Source organism: uncultured Paraglaciecola sp., from assembly GCF_943787955.1.
Classification (GTDB): Bacteria; Pseudomonadota; Gammaproteobacteria; order Enterobacterales; family Alteromonadaceae; genus Paraglaciecola.
In genome coordinates, this window is sequence record NZ_CALSOK010000018.1 from 53,980 (window position 1) to 77,237 (window position 23,258).

Here is a 23,258-nt window from a genome sequence, read left to right on the forward strand (position 1 = left end):
ACCTGCAAATAAATAAACGTTAAATTCTAAATTTTAAAAACTTAACATTGATCTAACATATTTTTAAAGGCGTAAATTTAAACGACGAATAAAAACTTATACACAATCATAAGGTACGTATATGAATATTTTTAAAAAGCTTCTAACGGTTTCGGTATTCACAACAGTGCTAGCAGCATGCGGCGGTGACGATGATGTTGTTATTATCGACGAAACTCCAACCCTCACTTCTGATCTTCGAATTATTCATGGTGTACCCGACGCACCAACAGTAAACATATACGCAGGCGCAGCTGTGCTCGCTGGCCTAGAAAACGTTGATTATCAAGTCTCCTCTGGTTGGATCACCGTTGACGAAGGGACTTATGCAGTGCGAGTTGAAGCAAATGTCCCTGGTGGCACCGCGGATGTCATCACTGCATCACTTGCTCTTGAAGGCGAGAAATCCTATAACGTATTGGCAGTAGGCTCTACTACTGATGGGACAATTGAACCATTAGTTGTATCAACCGATAGGTCTAGCATCACTGCAGGAAATGTGCGTGTGCAGATAGTTCACGCAGCTGCAGCAGCTCCAATGGTAGACATTTATGTCACTGCGCCAGATGCAGACATAGAAGCAGAACAACCACTAGCCACTGCATCATTTAAAGATAGCACTGGCCAAGTAGAAGTCGCTGGTGGTGATTATCAAATCAGGATCGCACCCGCGGGATCAAAAACAGTTGTGTTTGATTCTGGCACAATTGCTTTGCCTGCAGACGCAGATTTATTAGTAGTTGCAACGCAAAATACTGGTACAGGCAGCTCTCCTGTTACCTTGCTTGTTGCAGACGGCACCTCATCATTTAAAATTTGGGACGTAAATTCAAAAGCAAATGTGCGTGTTGTGCATGCTGTATCTGACGCCCCCGCTGTTGACGTAATTGCTAACAATGCCTTGACGTTATTCGATGGTATCAGTTATCCATACGTGACTGCTTATGTAGCAGTTGACGCAGGAGACTACACTATTGATATTGCTGTAGATGGGGCTGAAGACACCGTAGCCATCGACGATGCAGCCATCAGTGTTGAAAGTGGTATGTTTTATACAGCTTTTGCTAACAGTGATTTAGCAAGCATTGGCCTTGATCTGGTTGTAGATGTACCCCGTCCAATCGCTACTGCTGCGAAAGTAAGAATATTTCATGCATCGCCAGACGCTAGCACAGTGGACATTTATGTAACGGTAGACGGTAACATAAGCGCAGTGAACCCAACTTTTCCAGGCGTGCCTTTTACCACACCTATATTGTCCGAGACAGGTTATGTTGAATTAGCAGCGGGTGATTATGTCGTCACCGTAACCGGCGCAGGTTCAAAAGATGCGGCGATAGAAACTGGCACTTTGAGCTTAGAAGTCAACAAGGTATATACAGCTATTGCTATTGATGGCCTTATTGCAGATGACGGTCCTACATTAATCACGGCTGATGATCTAGCACCTAGTTTTACTGCTTCAACAACCTTCAATATCATACTACAGGGAGAGCAAGAAGTCCCTATGGTTGATACCATGTCTTTAGCTACTGCAAAAGTTGAGATAGATGAGTCATTGCCCGCATTTAAAATCACTTTAGATGCCAGCATGGTTACTGATGCTAGTGCAGCACACGTGCATGATGGTGACATTGGTACGAATGGCGGTGTTGCATTTGGATTAACCGATATGGGTAATGGTACTTTTGCACTAGAGCAAACTGGGATTACAGCAGGCTTATTAAACGACTTACTTAGTGGTGATTGGTATTTGAATGTTCATACGCCAAATAATCCAAGCGGCGAAGTACGTGGACAAATTGTCCCAGATACTACTGTCGTCGTGACCTTTCCGCTAAGTGGTTTACAAGAGATCCCACAAGTAATGAGTAGTGGCATGGGTGGCGGTTATGCACTTTTTGATACCACGGATAACGGTGTCACTTTAGCTCTCGCCACCACAGATGTTGCAGATGCCACTATGGCTCACATCCATACCGGGTATGCGGGTGTGAATGGTGGTGTATTAGTCGCATTGGCCCAAGATACATCTGACGTAAATTTATGGACATCAGGGGGGGAAGTAAATTTAGATCAAGCCACCGCAGACTTATTATTGTCAGGAGGGCATTACGTCAATGTGCATACGCCTGCTAATCCTAGCGGTGAATTAAGAGGGCAAATTACCGCCGCAAACATAGAAGTATATGGCGTAGCACCAACAGGTGATCAAGAAGTACCCGCGGTGATGACAGATGCAAGCGGAACTGGCGCTATTACATTAAACACTACAACGGGGTTAATCATCGGCACAATTAACGTATTTGATATAAGTCCGACTATGGCACACATTCATGCGGGTGAAGTGGATGTAAATGGTGGTGTAGTGCTAGCGCTAAACGATATAGGAAATGGTGGATTCATTGTGACAGCGGGTACAGTGTTGAACATGGCACAAGTAGACTTAATGCAAGCTGAAGCTCTATACACTAATTTTCATACGGCCGAGAATCCAAATGGTGAAATTCGTGGACAAATCATCCTAGGTTTTTAGTGACAACAGTCAAATATAAACCAACAAAAACGGGCTAAGTCGCCCGTTTTTTTTTCTAGAAGTAAAATTTTTTTATTATCTAAACGAATGACGTTTAGTCGCTATGCAAAAACCTCTCTGCAGCATCAACTGTCACTTTAGGGAGCCTCTTCGTGGGGAACATGTACTAAACCACTGAAGGATATAAATTCGTTATGAGCTATTTCTCGATAAAAACGTTGACCAACACTGATAGGTATTAAGCTGTCTTGCTCACCCCACATGATGAAAGCAGGATGGGTCAACTCACCTATCCAGTCTGCAAGTTGACCCACTTTTGTATCAATAAAACGCTTTCCGAGTGCTTCTCGGTTGCCCTATCTGATGTTCAGCCCAAAATATCGGTCAACTAAATTTTCGGTACCTTTTTTTGGATTACCATATACATTTTCAATACTGCTTCTCACTACTGATCTGAGCATGATATTGCCAAGCAAATATTTGAGCAGAGGTGATTGAGAGAGCCGAAACCCAATAGGCACAGAAAGGGATTCAAATGGGTAGCCACTTGAATCTACCAAAACAAGCTTAGCTACACGTTCAGTCAACTCTGTTTCTGGCCAGTCAGTCTCGTCGAAAGCTTAGCTGCGTCGTCCACACTTTTTTTGCCTAAATTGTGTTAAGAATCGATTAAATAACCATATATTTTTTAACAGGTATAAATTATGATGAACACGAATTAATGAATGACCGACTGTCGGTCATTCATAGGCAACTTACACTTTGTGGATCAAATGGCAATTAAAGTAGATAAAGATAAGAAGAGAAGGGACATAGCGATTGCTTGTACTGAGCTTTTATTAGAAAAGGGAATGAAAAATTTAACTATCACTGAGATTGCTAAAACCGCAGGAATTGGAAAAGGAACCATCTATGATTATTTCAGCAACAAAGAAGAAATTGTTTTTGAAATAATTCGAAATTTTATTGAAAAACATCACCATAACTTGCTGAATCAAAGCGACAAGAAGACTTCGACTAAGCAAAAAGTTTTATATCTATTTGATGTTTTTTTATCTGAATATATGCCTTATGAAAAACACCTCGACGTTTTTAGAGAATATTTAAGCGTAACCTTGTCTTCAAAATGCAGCCCAATGATCGAGTTCAACAGAGAATGTTCAAACTTTATCAGAAATACCTTAGAAGACATTATTGAAGAAGGGATCAATAAAGGCGAAATCAACGAAGTTTCTAGAAACCTAATTGATGGAATAATGCGTGCAGAAAGGGGGTATATGGTGATTGCTTGGGCAGAAGGCAGGGACTTAAAAAAAGAATTTAAAGATTTTATAGACACGCTATTCGATTTGATAGAGATAAAAAAATGAAAAAAATTATAGTGTTAGTCCTAGTGCTTTGCTTTACAAACGCACAAGCAAAAGAAATATATGCAACATTTACAGTCTATGCAAAACAGGGGGCCAAATTAGCGTTCAATTCCACCGGTATCATAAAAGAACTGCATGTTGACATTATGAGTGTAGTTAAAAAGGGTGAGATTCTGGCCACATTAGCCAGTGACGACCTGATTGCCACAAACAATGCGTCTAAAGTGACATTAAAGTATGCAAGTTTAGACTACGAAAGGCACAAGGATTTATACCAGAAAAAGTTGATTGATAAATCTATGCTAGACAAATATGCCATGGCCTACGAGGCCATAAAAGCCAAAATTGAAATAGAAAAGACGCACTTTGCAAAAACAATTTTAAGAGCACCCTTTGATGGTGTCATTACCAAAAGAATGATTGAAATAGGAGATGTAGTTAGTGGACAGATGATAAAAACTGCATTTAATATTCAAAGTGAACATGCCCGAATATTGATCGTTCAGATGGACCAAAAATACAACAGCGATATCAGTATTGGCGATCCCTTTTTATATAGAGTCGATGGTGATGACCAACAATACCAAGGCGAAATTTATAGGATCTATCCAGAAGCAAACAGTAATAATAGAAAAATTTCCTTACAGGTTATTGCCAAGGATTTAAAGGTAGGACTGTTTGGTGAAGGTAAAATAATTACATCGGATGATAGACATCATTTAGCCAAAGAAAGTCAAGAATAGCCTTATGTATAAATTTGCAATCAATCGTCCCATCACCATCCTAATGGCCGTCATGGCGTTAATAATATTTGGCATTAAGTCATACACCTCAATGCCTTTGGCACTTTTCCCTAATGTAGATTTCCCAATAGTCACCATCCAAACGGTTTACCCGGGTGCAGATGCTAAAACAGTTGAATCTAAAATTACTGATAAAATTGAAGAAGCTGTTTCGGGTATCAACGGCATCGATAAGTTGAACTCAACGAGTTACGAAGGCTTGAGTTATGTCACTGTCATATTTGATTTAGAAATGGACATTAACGAAGCGGCTAACGATGTGCGAGATAAAATCGGTGGTGTAATATTGCCCGATAATGCACTGGCGCCACGGGTGCAGAAAATCAGTACTGCAGGCCAGGCTATCAGTGTATTTGTGGTCAGCGAAACGGGTGATATGCCTGCTTTGATGCAGCTTATTGATGAGAAAATAAAACCAAAGCTTCAACGTATCTCCAATGTGGGTGTCGTTGATATTGATGGCTATCAAGATCGAGAAATTCGTATCTTAGTTGACCCCTATCTGCTCAATAAATACAATTTATCAGCGATTGAGTTGCAAAATATAATTGGCAATGAAAATTTCAAATCCAGTTCTGGCAAAAGTATTAACGATAAACAAGAATTGATTATTAAATTTCAAGGTGATGCCAAAGACATCGAATCATTGGGCAATATAGCAATAAAACCAGGCTTACGTTTAAAAGATGTAGCAAAAGTCTTTGATGGATTAAGTGATGTAGCAAGTTACTCGTCTTACAACGGACAAGTGGGCGTGATGCTGAATATTATGAAAATTTCAGGTACTAATGTCATTGATATCATTGATGAAACCAAGCAATTGTTACCCGATTTAAAAGCTCTAGCCGGGGATAATTACCAAATAAGCTTAATCAAAGATCAGTCAGATAAAATCATGCACAGTGTCGACCAAGTGAAATTTGATTTAGTCTTTGGCGCCATATTAGCTATTATCATTGTTTTCATATTTTTACGAAATTTTACCGCCACAATTGTCTCTGCACTGGCCATCCCAACTTCTATCATCGGTACTTTCGCGATCATTGATTATATGGGTTATGACCTGAATAAATTAACCTTAATTGGCCTCACCTTAGCCATTGGCATTTTCATAGACGATGCCATTGTAGTGGTTGAAAACATCAGTAAAAAAAATGGAATCTGGCATGGAAGCTTATCAAGCCACTTATGAAGGTGTACACGAAATTGCTTTTTCCCTGCTAGCAATATCGGCAATGTTATTGGCTGTTTTCATACCGGTTGCTTTTATGGGGGGACTGATAGGCAAGTTTTTTAATGCTTTTGCCATGACGGTGGCTTCCGGTATCGTACTGTCTTATTTTGTGGCTATTATGTTTATTCCCACCATTGGCGCCCGTGTATTAAGACACAAAGAAACTAAATTTCACGCCAAAACAGAGCCCATGTTTCAAGCGTTGGATAATGCTTATGTTAAAATTCTGAAGCCCCTGATCAGGTTTAAATATATTACAGTATTAGCCACCTTTGGACTCCTTATTTTATCCAGCAAAATATTCACAAATGTAGGTATGGATTTTGTCCCTGCAGAAGACAATAGCGAATTTCAAATCACGGTCAAAGCCGAGGTAGGTACATCTATTACCGAAATGAAAAACAGAATAAAACCCATTATGGATGTCATCAAAAAAGATAATATGGTTGATTATTATGCTCTTAGCATTGGCCATACAACAGCCAAGGAGTCACACAAAGCCTTGGTTTATATAAAATTAAAACCTATTGAACAACGAGGACTGGGTCAGGCAGACATCATAGTCAATTACCGCGAAGAGTTTAAATCAATACAATCTATGACGTTAGCTGTTGAAAAAATCCCGCTCATTAATACTGGTAGCAGTAATGCCCCGTTACAGATTGTTATCACGGGTGACAGTTTAGAAAAGCTTAGCGAAATATCTCAACAAGTCTCCCAGATGTTAGGGGATTTTGAAGGGGCCGTGGATATTGACAGTGATTACCAAGATGGAAAGCCTGAAATCAGCATATCTGTCATTAGACATAATACAGCGAGGCTAGGCATTACTGCGATGCAAATTGCAGCCTTGTTAAATTCAAATTACTCTAGTGACAGTAAAATCAGTAATTTTGAACAAAAAGGCAGAGAATACGACATCACCTTAAGATTTGATGATGAGAGCCGCGCGAATATAGATAACCTTAAAAAATTACAGATCCGTGCAAATAATGGTGAATATGTCTTTTTAGATGGTTTAATTCGTTTTGAACAAAGCAGTTCAATAGCGACTATAAACAGGTTTGATCGCGAACGAAAAGTATTGATCACCAGTAACGTATCCAATGTATCTTTGAGCTCAATCGTCAACCAGGTAGATGCGAATATAGCCCAAGTATTACCCGAAGGTTACCACTATACTTTTGCCGGTGATGTTGAACAAATGCAAAAAACGGTAGTGTCATTTAGTACCGCGGTTGGCCTTGCGGTGATACTTATCTACCTAATACTGGCAGCATTATATGAGTCACTTATTCAACCCATTATTATCATGGTCACTATGCCATTAGCGTTTACAGGCGTGATAACGGCATTAGGTCTTAGTGGTAATAACTTTTCATTGTTTGTCATGATTGGCATCATTTTATTATTAGGAATGGTAGGTAAGAATGCCATATTGGTGGTAGATTTTGCCAACAGGGCTATAAAACAGGGCGAATCTGTTGATGAAGCACTGATCCATGCTGGCGAAAAGCGATTACGTCCCATATTGATGACCACATTTGCCATGGTAGGCGCCATGCTACCTTTAGCTTTTGGCAGTGGTGCTGGCCACGAGATGAATTCACCTATGGCGTTATCTGTTATAGGGGGATTAATTAGTTCTACCATTTTAGCATTATTGGTAGTGCCAGCCTTTTATAAGATTCTTTATCCCGTAGATAGCTGGCTTAGAGAATGGTACGAAGTTGGAAAGATTTAACTCACCTCACCCTCCCTTTTCTGCTAATAGGCCAGTATATCTATTAGCAGTAGGTGCTGTCATTGGTTTTGAACTGACTGAGTGGACTGATGTTTAACTGTTAGATATTTTAAACGTAAGCCTGCATTTGAGGTTTTCTAGCCCAATAAGAAAAATAACAAAACTCGCTGTTTTTTCGAGCGGTTACCCACTAGATCCATTAACATGCCTGACTTGCTAATTTTAGCAGCGCACTGTCAATAGTGTTGTCATTCACGCTGAACTTAACTATGGGCAGCCAACTCTTCAGAATTGACATCCAGCCCCAGAAAACCAAATACTTTGATAGATGGGATTACCGTCATTATTCGACGTTAGCCAGGTTCTAATGAAACTTTAATCTAACTTTAATCTAACTGCTAGTCGTACTCAGTCATTTCACATTAAAGCCTGTTGAGCGTATGAACTAACCTTGATTAGATATTGAAATATAGCTGTATTTCAATCAAATTGAATTTTGAGGGGCAATAGGCAGATTTTAAGCATGCCATTAGATCCTCGGCTTAGTCAAAAAATCACGGTAGATAAAAATTAAAATCCGAATTGAATCGAAATTATTGGCAAATACAAAACTGCCTTAACAAAAATCTGGGGATGAAAATTGAGTACTTGCTTGGTGGTGTCCTCAAAAGGTTTTTATTTCAACTATAGTGATAGGTGAATACCGTGATCCAGTGATTTAGTGATTTAGTGATTTAGTGATATGAGATAACAGGCCATCAACAATCCGTTAGCGAAGTCTATCCACAATATGCACTGGTTTGAGGTGACTAGCACGTAATGTGACATCAAGAATGATAAGGCTGTTTTCTGACGGGTTACTCTTAAGGTTGGATTTACTCCGGATTAATACTCTTTGGCTTGAACAGAAACATTATGACCATCATCCGTATTTTGTGATATTGCTATGAAATATATAGAATGAAGTCTATCTTAATGCTTCTAGACTTTATTCTGATAGTAATGAAAAATCTGAAGTAATGAAGGAGATAAAGTGGAATCATTAAAAGTTGGCGATTATATGAACACCCATCCAGTTACCTTTACGATTGAGATGCCGGTCGTGGAAGCGGTTGAACGTTTGTTAAGTGTCCATCAAACCGGTGGGCCGGTGATCGATGAATACAAAAAAGTAATTGGATTTTTGTCAGAGCAAGATTGTCTCAAACAGATGATGGCATCAAGTTATTATCAGGAACAGATATGTTTGGTAAAAGACATAATGCGCACAGAAGTCTTATCCATAAAACCCTATACCTCTGTATTTGAGCTTGCTCAAATGATGTTAGGCGAAAAACCTAAGTTTTATCCCGTCGTGGATGATGACGGCTACTTACTGGGCAGTATTAATCGAACCGCGGTATTAAATGCTATCGATGTACATTTTAAAGATGGCTACAAAAAAGTGGGATAAAAATCTGTTTGTAACTGAATATTCACCGCTCCTCGGAAGAAACTAGTATATGCATTGCAGATAAACTCAAAAATACCAAGGCACCCGTTTAAAACTGAATGCTACTTTTAATTGCATTTAGCTTATAGGTGTTTTATTTCTAATCAGGTAAATAGCCATTTTTGTTGCTTACTTTTTAGCAGCAGCAAAAAATAGGTTATACGAAAGATTTTTTAAAAAGAAGCCATGTGGTGACATCGCAAGATAGCCGTTAACGCCAGCGTATGCTTTAGATTACGTATCAAATTACTGAGTATATATCCTCTTCATAATCAAAGTTGTCATTTCAAATCACTAAGTACCACCTCGCAGATTTTTTAATTAATTTAAATCGTTTAAATAACGTCATCAAAAAGCAGTAACGTTTCACCGAACACTTTAATTTTAACACCGAGGAACTTAACTATCTTGAAAATGGTGATAACTTCTATCGCTACCGCCTCTTTAATTTTTGATGGCAACGCACCTGCGAAGCATTACAAAATATCCACACTATCGTTAAAGCAGATGAAAAAAGTGAATAATGTAAAAAAATGAAACCCATTCAGTCCAACTTTACACTTAAACTTAAGGGTTACTATTCAGGTGTTGCTTAAGATAGTAATAGCCTTATTCGAGCCACTTTGCTTAACTAAGCAGTTGAAACAGGTACTTTGATGCTCAAAAAGATGCCAAAAGGAGACTTAATCTCACTATAGGTACACGGAAAAAAGTATTGATTTAGGCTTATGAAAATGGTTTAGACGCTTCACCAATTATGACGGCTCTTAAAGACAGAATATAAATTACGGGCTGCGCAAGAATTGTGCTTGAACGAACTTAAAGTTCAACATGGTAGGTCGATTATGCTAATTAAATAATTGCCCCTAAGCAAACGGCCTCTCTGGAGGCCGTTTTTTATGACTGAATACAAAAGAAATCTGAGTAACAGACAAAACCCATGTTTATAAGCTGTTATTAAGGCCTTAAGGTCATTTTACCTTTTACTTCTCGGTTCATGACTTTATTCAACGCATCTTTGGCATTTTCTAAAGGCACTACTTCATCAACTACCACTTTGACTTTACCTTGCACATACCATAACAATAACTCTTTCATATTATCGGCAAAATCTTTGGGTTGATGTAGGGTGAACGAGCCCCAAAAAACTCCCATCACTGAGTAACCTTTTACCAGAGCTAAATTCACAGGAAATTCCGGAATAGTACCGCCAGCAAAGCCAACCACTAACAGTCTGCCGTTCCAAGCCATGCTCCTTGAACATGCATGAAAAGTATCTCCGCCCACACATTCATACACCACATCAACACCTTTGCCATCAGTCACTTCTTTAACGGCAGTTTTTAAATCGGTTTCTGTGTAGTTAATGAGAATGTCTGCACCATTGGCTTTAGCCATATCTAATTTTTCTTGGGTAGAACAAACTGCAATAACTGTTGCCCCCATCTCTTTACCAATTTGCACTGCGGCTAAACCCGTTCCACCCGCGGCACCAGTAACCAATAAAGTTTCACCTGGTTTAATCTGTGCACGTTGCTTGAGTGCATGATGTGCCGTAGCGTGAGCGGTAACTAATGCGGCTGCTTCTTCATCAGGGATTTCGTCGGGAATAGGCATGATGTGTGAAATCGGACATAATACTTTTTCAGCGTACCCGCCTAACATACACATAGCAATCACTCGCATACCGACTCTAAGGTGAGATACACCCTCACCTATTTCGCTTATTACACCTGCGACTTCATTACCAGGTACGAAAGGAAATGGTGGTTTCATCTGATACAAACCTTGTACCAACAGTCCATCAGGGAAGTTGACACCACATGCCGTAACATTGACAACTACGTGGCCTTTTATGGCCACGGGATCGGGAACATCTATATACTTCAGTTGTTCTACTGGGGCAAATTCTTCACATACTATTGCTTTCATTACATTCTCCGTGAAAGGTCTGGTATTCAAGCAAAATTCTAACGTTTTGTTGAATGCTATTGGGTAAGTTTTAATGCGTATTGGGCTAAAGGTTTAACGATAGCGCCGACAGCCTGTGCTTCTTTATTTGACGCATTGCCATCTTCAGCTCGCTTTGCCACACCTTGGGCAATGGCACCTAAGCGGAAAAAACTAAAAGCTAGGTAAAAATTCCAATTGTCGATTTTTTCGATACCCACTAATTTACAATAAGCATCGACATATTCTTGTTCTTCTGGGATCCCTAAGGGGGCTCTCTCAATACCACCAAGTCCAGTCGCTTTTCCAACGTTTTCAGGCAAACGCAGCTGCATGCATTGGTACGCCAAATCAGCATAAGGATGACCTAAGGTAGATAACTCCCAATCCAACACAGCTAAAATCTTAGGCTCTGTTGGATGAAACATTAAGTTATCCATACGATAATCACCGTGCACTAGTGATATTTTGTCATTATCTTCTGGCAAATGCTTTTCTAGCCAAGCGATTAACTGGTCCATTTCAGGGATATCTTGGGTTTCTGACAACTTGTATTGTTTACTCCAACGGCTAAACTGGCGTTCATAATAGTTACCAGGTTTGCCGTAATCGCTCAAACCTACTTTTTCGATATCCACACTATGCAGAGCAGCGAGTACTTCAACCATTTCTTGATACATTTGGCTGCGTATTTTGTTATCTAAAATTTCTGGTAATGCGCTATCCCAAAACACCCGACCTTCAACATATTCCATGATATAAAACATGCTGCCAATCAGGGATGTGTCCTCACAAAGATGGTAGACTTTTGCTACTGGTACTGTTGAATTTTCAAGTGCAGCCAATACCTTATATTCACGATCAACAGCATGGGCAGACTTTAGCAACTTACCAGGTGGTTGACGTCGTAACACATAAGACTGATTAGCAGTTATTAACTTAAAGGTAGGATTTGACTGTCCACCAGCAAACTTAGTTGCCGTGACGGGCCCTTCAAAACCTGCAACATGTTGGGTTAAATAGTCAGCAAGAAGTTGCACGTCTAATTGATCAACTGAGCCTTTTTCGGTCATAACATTTTCCTTTTTATCACACTCATATTAAGCGTTTTGGTCTTTTATCAGATTTCGACCTAACTGCATCATATGCACTTCGTCGGGCCCATCAGCTAACCTTATGGTGCGCGCGTAAGCATAAATAGCAGACAAGACATAATCCTGACTAGTTCCTCCACCACCGTGCATTTGAATCGATTGATCAATTACATTACAGGCCATTTTTGGTGCCACGATTTTAATTGCGGCAATAATATTTCGGCTTACTTTATTACCGTATCTGTCCATGTTATCAGCCGCTTTAAGTGTTAGTAAACGGGCTTGTTCAATATCACAGTGCATTTGCGCAATTCGTTCACGGATAGATTGTTGTTTACTTAAGGGCTGTCCAAATGCGATGCGGTTTTCAACTCTTTCACATGCCATATCCAAGGCACGCTGGGCACAGCCAATTAAACGCATACAATGGTGAATACGGCCCGGCCCTAAGCGACCTTGAGCAATGGCAAAACCTTCGCCTTCACCGACCAATAAATTTGCTGCTGGTACTCTGACGTTGTCAAATAACACTTCAGCATGTCCAATCGGCTCATCGTAGTGGCCCATAGCAGCTAAAGGTCGAACGACCGTAATCCCTTTCGAGTCCAGTGGTACCAAAACTTGTGATTGTTGTTGATGTCGAGCCGCAGTAGGATCCGTTTTACCCATTACCACCATAATTTTACAGTTAGCGTTCATGGCACCGCTGGTCCACCATTTACGACCATTTATTACATACTCATCACCATCTCGTTGTATAGATGTTTCTATATTAGTGGCATCTGATGATGCAACTGCAGGTTCAGTCATAGCAAAAGCTGAGCGTATTTTACCTTCAAGCAGTGGTATCAAGAACTTTTGCTTGTCTTGCTCGGAACCGTATCTAGCCAATACTTCCATATTGCCTGTATCAGGAGCACTGCAGTTGAACACTTCTGAACTCCACATTACCCGACCCATAATTTCGCACAATGGTGCATACTCAAGGTTGGTTAAACCTGCTCCGTAGGGCAAATATTCTTCGGGCAAAAATAAGTTCCACAGACCTGCATCTTTAGCTTTTTGCTTCAATTCCTCCATCACTTCCGGTGTCACCCAGCGTGTTTCTTTATTGGCAGAATTGGCATGTACCAGATTAGTATAATCTTTTTCAATAGGATAAATGTGTTCATCCATAAAGGCTTGTAAGCGGTCGATCAATATTTGCGATTTTTCGGAGTAATCAAAATTCATGGTTATATTTCCTTTAGCTAAAAGTGATGGAGTCCAGCCTATCTGGGCTGTCTAAATGTGGGATATTATTAAAACTTGATAAACGTATATTGCTTTCGTTGAAGAAGAAATGGCTGATACTGGTGTTGCGGACTTGCATGTTCAACTCTATGACCTGTTTAGCATCCAATCCTAATACTAAGCTCATTAACATGGATATGGCTCCCCCTGAACTCACAATCAAAATAGGCTTATCACTATTTTGCTGGCAAGCTGCCTGTAAAGCACCCTGCACTCTATGTTTAAAGTCTAGCCAACTCTCATCTAGTGTGTCTAAAGGTAATAATTCCTCGGACCATGCGTGCATCGCTAGTTTTAACAAACGGTAAAAGTCAGCAGGTTTAGGGTTTTCTGGTAAACTGCTTTGTGGGTTTAATGCCAGATAACTGTCACCAATATTTTTGAAATTAAATTCATTAAAGCCAGTATCTATTGTTACAACTGGGGATTGACTTAAGCCATCTAGAATACCTTGAGTAGTTTCTCTATGGCGAACCATGTCTCCCATAAATGCTTGAGAGAAAATAATATCTCTTGATGTGAAGTATTCTCCAAGCCATCGCGCCTGTTGATGACCCAGATCACTTAACTTATCGTAATTTTTTGCTCCAAATGAAGCTTGCCCATGGCGGACTAAATAAAATTCAGACACTTATTCACCAATATTTTTAATTCACATGATATTATTATTAATAGATCTATAAGTTGAATTTATTATTTTAATTAAATTACATTTATTATATTTATATCGCCAAAACCACTTTAAAAATTCAACCCTGGATTAGCCAATATCTCACGTGATGAATGTTCAGACTCCACTCCAAAATTTCGCTTATATTCTTAGATAAATATAAGTAATATTAAAACAAAACAAAGTAGAAAATTAGGCACCAAAACAGTATCGGGATGCATCACAAGCTCTATAAATACTGATTGGTGAGAGTATTAAGACAAATATGTGAAATATTGTGTGCACAAACATTTATTCGTTAACAATTAACAAACCAAGCGTTTACTTTAAATCATAATTTTTGATAAACTACAGCCCTGATGAGTGGGTTTGGCGGAAATAGCATTCTACACAGAGATTCATTTTCAATATTTTAAACATTTTTAATTAAACCATCCAAATACAGACTAGCTTCGCTAGCAAATAGGGAATAAATAATGAAACAAACGCTGCCAATACAATTTAAGCCTTCTGCGGTATCAAGTATTGTCGCTTTATCACTTGCACTAAGTAGTTCCATGACTTTTGCGCAAGAAGCAGAATAAGAGGGCCGCTTAGAAACTATCACAGTCACCGCACAAAAAAGAGCACGAAATCTTCAAGAGGTGCCCGTGTCAATCACTACTTTTACCGGTGATGAAATGGCCGAAGCGGTCATTAAAGACATGTACGACTTGCAAACAAATGTGTCAGGTTTATGCGCATTCCAAAGTCAAAGTGCAACCAACTCTAGTTTTTCTATTCGTGGCGTAGGTACCTCATCACAAAACTTTGGTCTTGAATCTTCTGTGGGTTTGTATGTTGATGGTGTATATCGTGCTCGTCAAAATTCGATGATCAATAACTTAGTTGATGTCGCCGCTGTTGAAGTATTACGTGGACCTCAAGGTACACTTTTTGGCAAAAATACCCCATCAGGTGCAATATTAGTTAGCACCATTGCGCCCAGTCATGATGGCGATAATAGCTTTATTGAAGCAACATTTGGAAATTATGGCTTAGTCAATCTTTCAGGAGCGATGTCATTTTCTGCTATTGAAGATGTTCTCGCATTTCGCGCAACCGCTTTCAGTAGCTCAAGAGATGGCACAATCAGTGATGTTATTTTAGGCGAAGATACCCTTAATGACAGAAATCGCTGGGGTGCTCGCTTTCAAGCGCTGTATACACCTAATGATGACGTATCTTTCAGAGTTATCGCAGATTACTCTGGAATTGGTGAGATATGTTGTGGCGCACCCGTGCAGTTAAGTAACTTTCAAGCGCTTGAAATACCTGAAAAGTTTGGCTCAGACGCAACATTACCTAGTCTATGCGGTACTGTGTTCGCTGGCGGTGATGCATTTTACGACAGAGAAGTAGCAGTATCATTTTTACCAGAGTCAAGCATGACAGACAGAGGGTTGTCTGCAGAACTAAATTGGGATATTGATGACGATTACACTTTTGTTTCAATCTCTGCCTACCGAAACTTTGAGTCCTTTGACAATCTTGATACTGATTTTACTGATGCTGATTTATTTGGTACCAGTAACTTATCTGAACAAGAATCATTCTCACAAGAAATACGTTTAGATTATACTGGCGATAAACTTAATTATATATTAGGTGCTTATTATTTCACCCAAGAGCTAGATTTAGAATACAGCCTTTATACAGATACGCTATTTAATCCATTTTTCTTGGCTCAGTTTCAAGGAGCATTTGACCCACTATTTGCCGGGTTAGATGGAATAAGTGCCTTAACAAGCGGATTTATTGCTCCAACAGCAGTAGCAGCACCAAATGGTACAGGGGTCGACCATGTTGTAGCGCAAGAGCACGAGAGTTATGCACTTTTCGCACAATTAGATTATCAGTTTACCGATGAACTCACATTAACAGCCGGTATTCGTTACACAGATGAGTCAAAAGATTTGGCCACTGAATTTAGTGAAAATTTGCCAGGCGGCGAAGACTTCCCTACATTTTTTGCTAATACCACTGAATTGGCAATTGGCGGTGGTTTAGCAGGAGCAGCACTGGGTAACATTGGTGCAGCATTACTTTCAGGACAAGCACCTACAGCTGCTGATTTAGAAGCGACTCGACCTTTTCAAACAATAGGTTGGGGGTTTAATGCTTTAGGCGCAACAACAGCCGCTCGTCCTAACATTGTCGAATCAATAGCAGATGATCAGATAACAGGTACACTTAAATTAAGCTGGCAACCAAACCGAGATACTTTGGTATATGGTTCATATGGAACTGGTTATAAGTCTGGCGGTACAAACACTGGTCGTATAGCAAATGGCTTTGCACCTTTGTTTGATGCTGAGACCTCTCAATCTTTCGAATTAGGTATTAAGAAGGATTTTCGCGATTATGATCTTCGTATCAACGCGGCAGCGCACTATACGACCGTTGAAGATTCCCAGGCCAACACCTTTACAGGTAATGGATTTAACTTACAGAACGCCGGGGATTATGAGATTTCTGGCTTTGAGGTTGAAGCAACTTGATTACCCATGGATACTGTTGAAGTCAACTTCGCTTGGCATACTGGTATAGACGATCCAGGTCGTCAAAATGCCACTGACCAATTCTGTGATCGTTCAGGTGACAGACCTGGTGGCGAACCAGAGCACTATGCCGTTATTAGTGTAAAGAAAGATTTCGAAACAGCCGATGGTGTGTATAGTTGTGTGCAAGGAGACTTCAGCCACACCAGCGATATTATTCTAGACGGCAGTAACGACCCTTTTGCTATTCAAGATGGTTACAATGTGGTTATCCTAAGATTCTTTATAAACTTTTAAGATGCTGATATAGATATAGTTGTTTGAGCCCGTAACCTTCTAGACGAAGAATATATTAATCGTACTAACTTCAACGCACTATTACAAACTGGTAAGTTGAATGCATACATGTCCGAGCCAGCTACGTTTAGTGTGACAGTTAAGAAACGTTTTTAATTATTACAGCTTAAGTTAGATTATTTCAAGCCGGCTTATGCCGGCTTTTTGTTGCCTTAAAAATGGAAGTCGCTTTAGATAAAAACCCACAATGACCACGATGCAGTCAAACTTTTGCCATCTAAACCATTCCCTTGCACTAAAATATAGCCGCATATTACTTAGGACATTATATTTTGATTTGACATTTTATTAACTAACCATTTACTTTTTACCAATATTATTGATAAAGTTCAGGTCAGATGAGTGGTCCTTTCTGGCTTGTGGCTGTAAAAGGATCCATTTTTTATCATTTGTTTACTAAAAAAGCCTAAAAAGAGAAAACATCAATGAACAGACATAAGCTCAATAACCTGCCGCATGCGCGCAGAACATTTAAAAAAACATTATTAGTTTCAGCCGTAATAAGCGCATTAAGTGCGACTAACCTCCAAGCCCAAGAAGGCGACACTAATGAGGCTGATGATGGAGGCATTGAGCGAATTTTTGTCACCGCATCAAAACGATCGACAGGTTTACAAGAAACCCCTGTAGCCATTCAAGTAGTATCTGGCGAAGCTATGGAGCAAGCCAATCTTGCTAATATAAATGACTTACAAATTTTGGTGCCTACACTGCGTGTAGCACCATTAGAACGCTCAAGTAACGTTACCTTTTCTCTTCGTGGTTTTGGTAACGGAGCAAACAACACAGGTATTGAACCATCTGTAGGTATATTTATTGATGGTGTATACCGCTCTCGCGCTGGTGGCGTCATTAACAGTTTACCAAGAGTGTCGCAAATTGAAGTACTCAGTGGCCCTCAAAGCACCTTATTTGGTAAGAATGCTTCTGCGGGTGTCATTAGTGTCCGTACTTTAGAACCGTCTTATGACTTTCAAGGCAAAGTTGAAGCCGGTATTGGTAACTATAATAACCGGTTAGTAAAAGGTTACATCACTAACGGCATCACAGATAATTTAGCCTACAGCTTATCCGGTGGTTTTAACACACGCGATGGGTTTACCAAGAGTATTAGTAACGTTCCGGGGATCAAGAACCTCAATGACAAAGATAGATGGAACTTGCGTGGCCAAATGTTGTATGAACCAACCGAAGATGTGAAAGTTCGTTTTATTGCAGACTACAGCGAAATCAGTGAAATTTGCTGTACCGTAGCTGCAGCCATAAACGGCCCAACTGCTGGGGCTACTCAAGCGTTAGGTGGTATGGTGCTGGATGCTTCAGACCCCTTTGCTTTTGAATCGGCCCTTAATACTAGCCCTACCAATGATGTAGAAGATGGCGGTGTATCTATACAGGTAGATGTGGATTTTGAAAAATTTGCATTTACCTCTATTACTGCCTTCCGAGCTAACGAAGTACTTACCGGCAAAGATGAGCCACATGATGTGGACTATAACTCTTCAGATGTCTTAGGTCTTTCGACACGTACCGACATAGAAACGTTTACTCAGGAATTCCGCCTGACTTCCATAGGCGATAACACGCTCGACTGGATGGTAGGTGGTTTTTACTTTTCTGAACAAGTTGAGTTTAGCGACAGCTTAAGTTTTGGTGAAGATGCCAGTGGTTTTATTGACTTTTTAATTGGTGGCCCTGGTACACTTGCTTTTCTAGAGGGCGCAATCGGTTTTCCTCCAGATAGCTTCTACACTGCAGGTTCGCAGATTAATACCGACTTGACCCAAGAAAACGATGCATATTCAATATTTGGTAACTTTGACTATCATATTTCGGATAGTTTAACCGCTACCCTTGGCATCGCGTATACGAATGATGAAAAAGAAGTCACTATGCTGCAGCCCCTTAACGGAGCGACATTTTCATCATTTCAATTACCCCCCTCTTTAGCGGCTTTAGCTGGCGTTCAGTTTTTACCGCCAAACCTAGACTTACCTAATTCAGTTGAAGATAACTCAACCTCTGACAGTAAAACAACTTACTCAGCACGATTGGCCTATACCTTAAATAACAATGTCAATTTCTTTGCCACAGCTGCCACTGGGTTTAAAGCGACATCATGGAATTTATCTCGGGATTCTCGCCCTTTCCCTACTGATGAAGCTGCATTAGTTGCTGCTGGACTCACTCAGGCAAATCAAAGTTACGGCACTCGTTATGCTTCTCCTGAATTAGCAACTGTATATGAGTTAGGCATGAAGACACGCTTTAAAAAAGGCAGCCTGAATGTGACCTTATTTGATCAAACCATTGAAGGCTTTCAATCAAGCACCTTTATTGGTACCGGCTTTGTGTTAGCCAATGCGGGAGAGCAAACGACGAAAGGGATTGAGTTTGATTCTGTGTATCGTGCTTCAGATGAATGGACCTTGACCTTAGCAGGTACTTTCCTTGATCCAATTTACGATTCATTTGTAGGTGCAGCAGGTGTTACGGGCCAGGTTGATTTATCAGGTACTAAACCAGCGGGTATTCACGAGCAAAGTATCTCCGCGGGAATTGTCTACAACTACGAGTTGGACAACGGAATGTACGGATATGTGCGCACCGATTACATCTACGAAAGCGAGGTTAGACTTGTGGCGAACTTGCCAGGATCTCTTTCTCGTGAAGTCAGTACCTTTAACGCAAGTGCCGGTCTGAACTTAGAAAATGGTGTAATGCTGCAACTTTATGTACGTAATCTCACTAATGATGAATATTACATGTCAGGCTTCCCACCTCCAACCCAAGCTGGAAGCTTTTCTGTCTATCCTAATCAACCACGCACCTTTGGTATTAACGTATCGTATGAGTTTGACTAAACAGTAAACATCTAAATTAGAGCCGGCACTTGCCGGCTTTTTATTACCCAAAATAAGTGAAAGTGCTCCATAAAACCATTCCAACCACTAAATACTATGCGAACAACATAAAATCACGAATGAAACCCAAATTAGATTTTTATAGGTTTTTGAAAGAAGGCACAACATCATGAAGGCATTAATGAACATTAAGATATTTGTTACCATTGTTTTACTGTCAGTCGCATCATTAGGTGCCCAAGCAAGCAACTGTCCAGATTTACTCAAATTTGTCAAACGTAAGCTCAACTCTCAAGACACAGTCAATATGTGTGAAGCCTATCAGGGTAAAACGATTCTATTTGTGAATACGGCCAGTTACTGTGGTTTTACACCTCAGTTTGAAGGGCTTGAAGCTTTGTATAGTAAATATAACGATAAAGGCCTTGTGGTACTGGGGTTTCCCTCACATGACTTCAATCAAGAAGACAAAAGCGAAGTCAAAACAGGGCAAATCTGCCGACTCACTTACGGGGTTAAATTTCCCATGTTTGAGGCGATGTCTGTAAGGGGTGAAGATGTGGATCCCTTGTATCGGATGCTAGCTAAAAAGTCAGGGCAAGCGCCTAAATGGAACTTTTTCAAATACCTAATGGATAAGAATGGAAAGGTTGTTAATGCCTATGCATCAGCCATAAAACCTACAAATAAGGCCTTAGTTGATGATATTGAACAGGCATTGCAATTATAAATAGCCCTAAGGTTTTCTAAAGAGTTTGATGTTCTCAACTTGACGTGGAAGCGCAACACGGCTATGTCATATAGTTGCGTTAAATAAAATTATGCTAAATAAACGTGCCGAAGCGCTTTGATGTTTCCTGTTATTTAAGTTATAAGAACTCCTACACTCTGTTCTAATGTCACTGTTTTGGCATCCACTCGGTCAATAATTTTAATGATAGTAGTTTGCACTGTCTCATCTTGACGAATATCCGTGTCGCTGTTGAAGGTTTCCAGCATAGGTTCGGCATTTTCTTGTTCAATAAAGCCCACTTCTACTTTTGTAGCTAATGCCTGATTTGGCCCAAAATAATGAATGCTGATCATCGGATACCCGTGAAATCCACGTTTAACACGCTTACTGATGCGTTTTTGTGACTTGTCTAAGTTCATATTATATACCGTGGATGGTTTCAAAGGTAATAATGATAACGGGTAAAGCATGTAAGAGGGAAATATTATGTTTGCATTCGATAAAAATATTATTGCCTGTGACGTAGAGCGACCACTTAACGTATAATAATTTTAATTATGTTTGTTTAAGATATTACAATGACAGTTGAAACCTATACCCCCAATAAAACTACCACTTTAGAAACGCCAGTCAGAATTTTGGAAGACTCTTCTACCCCTAAAGCTGATGGCTCTCCGGTACAAAAAACGAAAGGCACCAGAATTGGCTTCGTGAGCTTAGGCTGCCCTAAAAATTTAGTGGACTCAGAACGAATTTTGACGCAGCTGCGAACTGAAGGTTATGACGTGGTGCCTACCTATAACGATTCAGATCTGGTGATTGTGAATACTTGCGGGTTTATCGATTCGGCGGTTCAAGAATCCTTAGACACTATAGGGGAAGCACTAGCCGAAAATGGCAAAGTGATAGTCACTGGGTGTTTGGGCATTAAAGAAGATGAAATACGTGAAGTACACCCGAATGTGCTGGCGATTACTGGCCCTCATGCTTATGAAGAAGTGGTTAATCAAGTTCATGAACATTTACCTCAGCCTGAACATAACCCCTATTTGAATTTGGTGCCAGATATTGGGGTGAAACTTACGCCTCGTCACTATGCCTATTTAAAAATATCTGAAGGCTGCAATCACAGGTGCACTTTTTGCATTATCCCTTCTATGCGCGGTGATCTAGTGAGTCGCCCTATTGGTAGTATTTTGGACGAAGCAAAACGTTTGAAAAATGCGGGTGTAAAAGAGTTATTGGTGATTTCTCAAGACACCAGCGCATATGGTGTAGACGTTAAAAACAAAACTGATTTTTGGGATGGTACGCCGGTGAAAACCGACATGAAATCACTGTGCGAAAAGCTTGGCGAAATGGGAATTTGGGTGCGTTTGCACTACGTATACCCCTACCCTTCGGTAGATAAGATTATGCCATTGATGGCACAAGGTAAGATTTTGCCTTATTTGGATATCCCATTCCAACATGCCAGCCCGCGGATTCTTAAACTAATGAAACGTCCAGCGGCAGCCGAACGTACTATGGAGCGTATAAAAGCATGGCGTGAGGTTTGCCCGAATATTGTTATTCGCTCAACCTTTATTGTGGGTTTCCCTGGTGAAACCGAAGAAGACTTTCAGATGTTATTAGACTTTTTAGATGAAGCGCAACTTGACCGTGTAGGGTGTTTTAAATATTCAGATGTAGACGGCGCAAAAGCCAACGACTTACCCGATCCCGTAAGCGCAGACATCAAACAAGAGCGTTACGACCGCTTCATGCAAAAACAATCTGACATCAGTACCGCTAAATTAAAAGACAAAATTGGTTTAGAATATCAAGTAATCATTGATGAAGTCACACCAGAAGGCGCGGTTGGCCGTTGTTATGCCGATGCACCTGAAATTGATGGTAATGTGCATTTAACGGACGAATTTGATGTAGAGCCAGGCGACATCATCTGGGCACAAATCATTCATAGTAACGAATACGATTTGTGGGCGGTAAAAGTGGATGATGATGAAAACGATGTAAAAGAAGAGATTGAAACTGTTGAATAGGTGTAAAAGGACTTAATTATGTCAACCTCTGTTACCGACCTTGCCCAAGTCATCCAAATCGTTGTGGCTCCTATCTTTATGTTGACCGGTATCGCGGGGTTTTTAAACGTGATGTCGGGCCGTTTAGGGCGGATCGTAGATAGAGCACGTATTATGGAGCGCCGGGTTTTTACGATTAAGGAACCAGAGTTTTTAGACCAATCAGAAAACGAATTAAAAAACTTATGGCGCAGGATAAAACTGATTAACCGCTCAATTGGCTTATGTACTGCCTCAGCTTTATTTGTATGCTCTGTGGTCGTGTTATTGTTCTTGGGCGATCTATTACTGTTTGATTTGAGTCAACTGATCATAACATTGTTTGTTATTGCGCTGTTTTTATTGATTTTTGCCTTACTGACATTTTTAAAAGAAGTACAGTTAGCCACTACAACTTTAAAGATGGGTAAGGAAAAAATGTTCAACCAGTGAGCTATTTGATGACTTAACCTGAG

The 23,258-nt window shown here is 40.1% G+C and carries 18 protein-coding genes and 1 pseudogene; 13 read left to right on the forward strand and 6 right to left on the reverse strand.

Annotated elements, in window-relative coordinates:
* Positions 1–121: 121 nt before the first annotated feature.
* A complete protein-coding gene (locus tag Q0Y52_RS16310) occupies positions 122–2,575 on the forward strand; it encodes a CHRD domain-containing protein (protein WP_297823466.1) in 2,454 nt (817 codons plus the stop codon).
* A gap of 137 nt (positions 2,576–2,712) precedes the next feature.
* On the opposite strand, the gene Q0Y52_RS16315 is transcribed toward Q0Y52_RS16310, so the two are convergent.
* The gene (locus Q0Y52_RS16315; RefSeq protein ID WP_297823468.1) at positions 2,713–2,889 is read right to left on the reverse strand and encodes a hypothetical protein; all 177 of its coding nucleotides are present in this window, start codon (positions 2,887–2,889) and stop codon (positions 2,713–2,715) included.
* 459 nt (positions 2,890–3,348) lie between these two features.
* On the opposite strand from Q0Y52_RS16315, the gene Q0Y52_RS16320 reads away from it, so the two are divergent.
* The 6 genes and pseudogenes from Q0Y52_RS16320 to Q0Y52_RS19620 all read left to right on the forward strand — a co-directional run bounded on the left by Q0Y52_RS16320 (position 3,349) and on the right by Q0Y52_RS19620 (position 9,942).
* Positions 3,349–3,945 (forward strand): TetR/AcrR family transcriptional regulator, encoded by a 597-nt coding sequence (locus Q0Y52_RS16320; RefSeq protein ID WP_297823470.1) that lies wholly within the window; start codon positions 3,349–3,351, stop codon positions 3,943–3,945.
* Positions 3,942–4,688: an efflux RND transporter periplasmic adaptor subunit gene (locus tag Q0Y52_RS16325; RefSeq protein WP_297823472.1), complete on the forward strand. Its 747-nt coding sequence runs from the start codon at positions 3,942–3,944 to the stop codon at positions 4,686–4,688. Before Q0Y52_RS16320 ends, Q0Y52_RS16325 begins: the two co-directional genes overlap by 4 nt.
* A gap of 4 nt (positions 4,689–4,692) precedes the next feature.
* The gene (locus tag Q0Y52_RS16330; RefSeq protein WP_297823474.1) at positions 4,693–5,940 is read left to right on the forward strand and encodes an efflux RND transporter permease subunit; all 1,248 of its coding nucleotides are present in this window, start codon (positions 4,693–4,695) and stop codon (positions 5,938–5,940) included.
* The gene (locus Q0Y52_RS16335) at positions 5,915–7,726 is read left to right on the forward strand and encodes an efflux RND transporter permease subunit (protein WP_297823476.1); all 1,812 of its coding nucleotides are present in this window, start codon (positions 5,915–5,917) and stop codon (positions 7,724–7,726) included. Before Q0Y52_RS16330 ends, Q0Y52_RS16335 begins: the two co-directional genes overlap by 26 nt.
* A 1,033-nt stretch (positions 7,727–8,759) precedes the next feature.
* Positions 8,760–9,179, forward strand: coding sequence for a CBS domain-containing protein (locus Q0Y52_RS16340; RefSeq protein ID WP_297823479.1), 420 nt, complete (start codon positions 8,760–8,762; stop codon positions 9,177–9,179).
* A gap of 444 nt (positions 9,180–9,623) precedes the next feature.
* Positions 9,624–9,942 (forward strand): annotated as a pseudogene (locus Q0Y52_RS19620) (DUF3718 domain-containing protein).
* 233 nt (positions 9,943–10,175) lie between these two features.
* On the opposite strand, the gene Q0Y52_RS16345 reads toward Q0Y52_RS19620, so the two are convergent.
* Genes Q0Y52_RS16345 through Q0Y52_RS16360 form a run of 4 tightly spaced genes read right to left on the reverse strand, consistent with a single transcriptional unit; the run spans position 10,176 to position 14,186 of the window.
* Entirely contained in the window at positions 10,176–11,150 is a 975-nt protein-coding gene (locus tag Q0Y52_RS16345; RefSeq protein ID WP_297823482.1) for an NADPH:quinone oxidoreductase family protein, read from the reverse strand.
* Positions 11,151–11,206: 56 nt separating this feature from the next.
* The gene (locus Q0Y52_RS16350; protein ID WP_297823484.1) at positions 11,207–12,241 is read right to left on the reverse strand and encodes a phosphotransferase family protein; all 1,035 of its coding nucleotides are present in this window, start codon (positions 12,239–12,241) and stop codon (positions 11,207–11,209) included.
* A gap of 27 nt (positions 12,242–12,268) precedes the next feature.
* The gene (locus Q0Y52_RS16355) at positions 12,269–13,495 is read right to left on the reverse strand and encodes an acyl-CoA dehydrogenase family protein (RefSeq protein WP_297823486.1); all 1,227 of its coding nucleotides are present in this window, start codon (positions 13,493–13,495) and stop codon (positions 12,269–12,271) included.
* Positions 13,496–13,508: 13 nt separating this feature from the next.
* The gene (locus tag Q0Y52_RS16360; protein ID WP_297823487.1) at positions 13,509–14,186 is read right to left on the reverse strand and encodes a histidine phosphatase family protein; all 678 of its coding nucleotides are present in this window, start codon (positions 14,184–14,186) and stop codon (positions 13,509–13,511) included.
* A gap of 683 nt (positions 14,187–14,869) precedes the next feature.
* Here Q0Y52_RS16360 and Q0Y52_RS16365 point away from each other — a divergent pair.
* The 4 genes from Q0Y52_RS16365 to Q0Y52_RS16380 all read left to right on the forward strand — a co-directional run bounded on the left by Q0Y52_RS16365 (position 14,870) and on the right by Q0Y52_RS16380 (position 20,716).
* Positions 14,870–16,765: a TonB-dependent receptor gene (locus tag Q0Y52_RS16365; protein ID WP_297823489.1), complete on the forward strand. Its 1,896-nt coding sequence runs from the start codon at positions 14,870–14,872 to the stop codon at positions 16,763–16,765.
* Positions 16,766–16,771: 6 nt separating this feature from the next.
* Positions 16,772–17,062, forward strand: coding sequence for a hypothetical protein (locus Q0Y52_RS16370; RefSeq protein WP_297823491.1), 291 nt, complete (start codon positions 16,772–16,774; stop codon positions 17,060–17,062).
* A 485-nt stretch (positions 17,063–17,547) separates the two neighbouring features.
* Positions 17,548–19,986 carry a TonB-dependent receptor gene (locus Q0Y52_RS16375; RefSeq protein ID WP_297823493.1) on the forward strand — a complete coding sequence of 813 codons (2,439 nt, stop codon included), beginning with the start codon at positions 17,548–17,550 and terminating at the stop codon, positions 19,984–19,986.
* 181 nt (positions 19,987–20,167) lie between these two features.
* Positions 20,168–20,716: a glutathione peroxidase gene (locus Q0Y52_RS16380; RefSeq protein ID WP_297823550.1), complete on the forward strand. Its 549-nt coding sequence runs from the start codon at positions 20,168–20,170 to the stop codon at positions 20,714–20,716.
* Positions 20,717–20,850: 134 nt separating this feature from the next.
* Here the strand turns inward: Q0Y52_RS16380 and Q0Y52_RS16385 are convergent, their stop codons facing one another.
* Positions 20,851–21,138 carry a hypothetical protein gene (locus Q0Y52_RS16385; RefSeq protein ID WP_297823494.1) on the reverse strand — a complete coding sequence of 96 codons (288 nt, stop codon included), beginning with the start codon at positions 21,136–21,138 and terminating at the stop codon, positions 20,851–20,853.
* Positions 21,139–21,297: 159 nt separating this feature from the next.
* Between Q0Y52_RS16385 and rimO the strand changes: the two genes are divergently transcribed.
* Positions 21,298–22,764, forward strand: coding sequence for a 30S ribosomal protein S12 methylthiotransferase RimO (gene rimO / locus Q0Y52_RS16390; protein ID WP_297823496.1), 1,467 nt, complete (start codon positions 21,298–21,300; stop codon positions 22,762–22,764).
* A gap of 18 nt (positions 22,765–22,782) precedes the next feature.
* On the forward strand, positions 22,783–23,235 hold the full coding sequence (locus tag Q0Y52_RS16395; protein WP_297823498.1) for a DUF2721 domain-containing protein: 453 nt from the start codon (positions 22,783–22,785) through the stop codon (positions 23,233–23,235).
* Positions 23,236–23,258: the final 23 nt, after the last annotated feature.

Coding starts and splice junctions, on each gene's coding strand:
- Q0Y52_RS16310 (WP_297823466.1), top strand. CDS start 122: ATGAATATTTTTAAAAAGCTTCTAACGGTTTCGGTATTCACAACAGTG.
- Q0Y52_RS16320 (WP_297823470.1), top strand. CDS start 3,349: ATGGCAATTAAAGTAGATAAAGATAAGAAGAGAAGGGACATAGCGATT.
- Q0Y52_RS16325 (WP_297823472.1), top strand. CDS start 3,942: ATGAAAAAAATTATAGTGTTAGTCCTAGTGCTTTGCTTTACAAACGCA.
- Q0Y52_RS16330 (WP_297823474.1), top strand. CDS start 4,693: ATGTATAAATTTGCAATCAATCGTCCCATCACCATCCTAATGGCCGTC.
- Q0Y52_RS16335 (WP_297823476.1), top strand. CDS start 5,915: ATGGAAGCTTATCAAGCCACTTATGAAGGTGTACACGAAATTGCTTTT.
- Q0Y52_RS16345 (WP_297823482.1), bottom strand. CDS start 11,150: ATGAAAGCAATAGTATGTGAAGAATTTGCCCCAGTAGAACAACTGAAG.
- Q0Y52_RS16350 (WP_297823484.1), bottom strand. CDS start 12,241: ATGACCGAAAAAGGCTCAGTTGATCAATTAGACGTGCAACTTCTTGCT.
- Q0Y52_RS16355 (WP_297823486.1), bottom strand. CDS start 13,495: ATGAATTTTGATTACTCCGAAAAATCGCAAATATTGATCGACCGCTTA.
- Q0Y52_RS16370 (WP_297823491.1), top strand. CDS start 16,772: ATGGATACTGTTGAAGTCAACTTCGCTTGGCATACTGGTATAGACGAT.
- Q0Y52_RS16375 (WP_297823493.1), top strand. CDS start 17,548: ATGAACAGACATAAGCTCAATAACCTGCCGCATGCGCGCAGAACATTT.
- Q0Y52_RS16380 (WP_297823550.1), top strand. CDS start 20,168: ATGAACATTAAGATATTTGTTACCATTGTTTTACTGTCAGTCGCATCA.
- Q0Y52_RS16385 (WP_297823494.1), bottom strand. CDS start 21,138: ATGAACTTAGACAAGTCACAAAAACGCATCAGTAAGCGTGTTAAACGT.
- rimO (WP_297823496.1), top strand. CDS start 21,298: ATGACAGTTGAAACCTATACCCCCAATAAAACTACCACTTTAGAAACG.
- Q0Y52_RS16395 (WP_297823498.1), top strand. CDS start 22,783: ATGTCAACCTCTGTTACCGACCTTGCCCAAGTCATCCAAATCGTTGTG.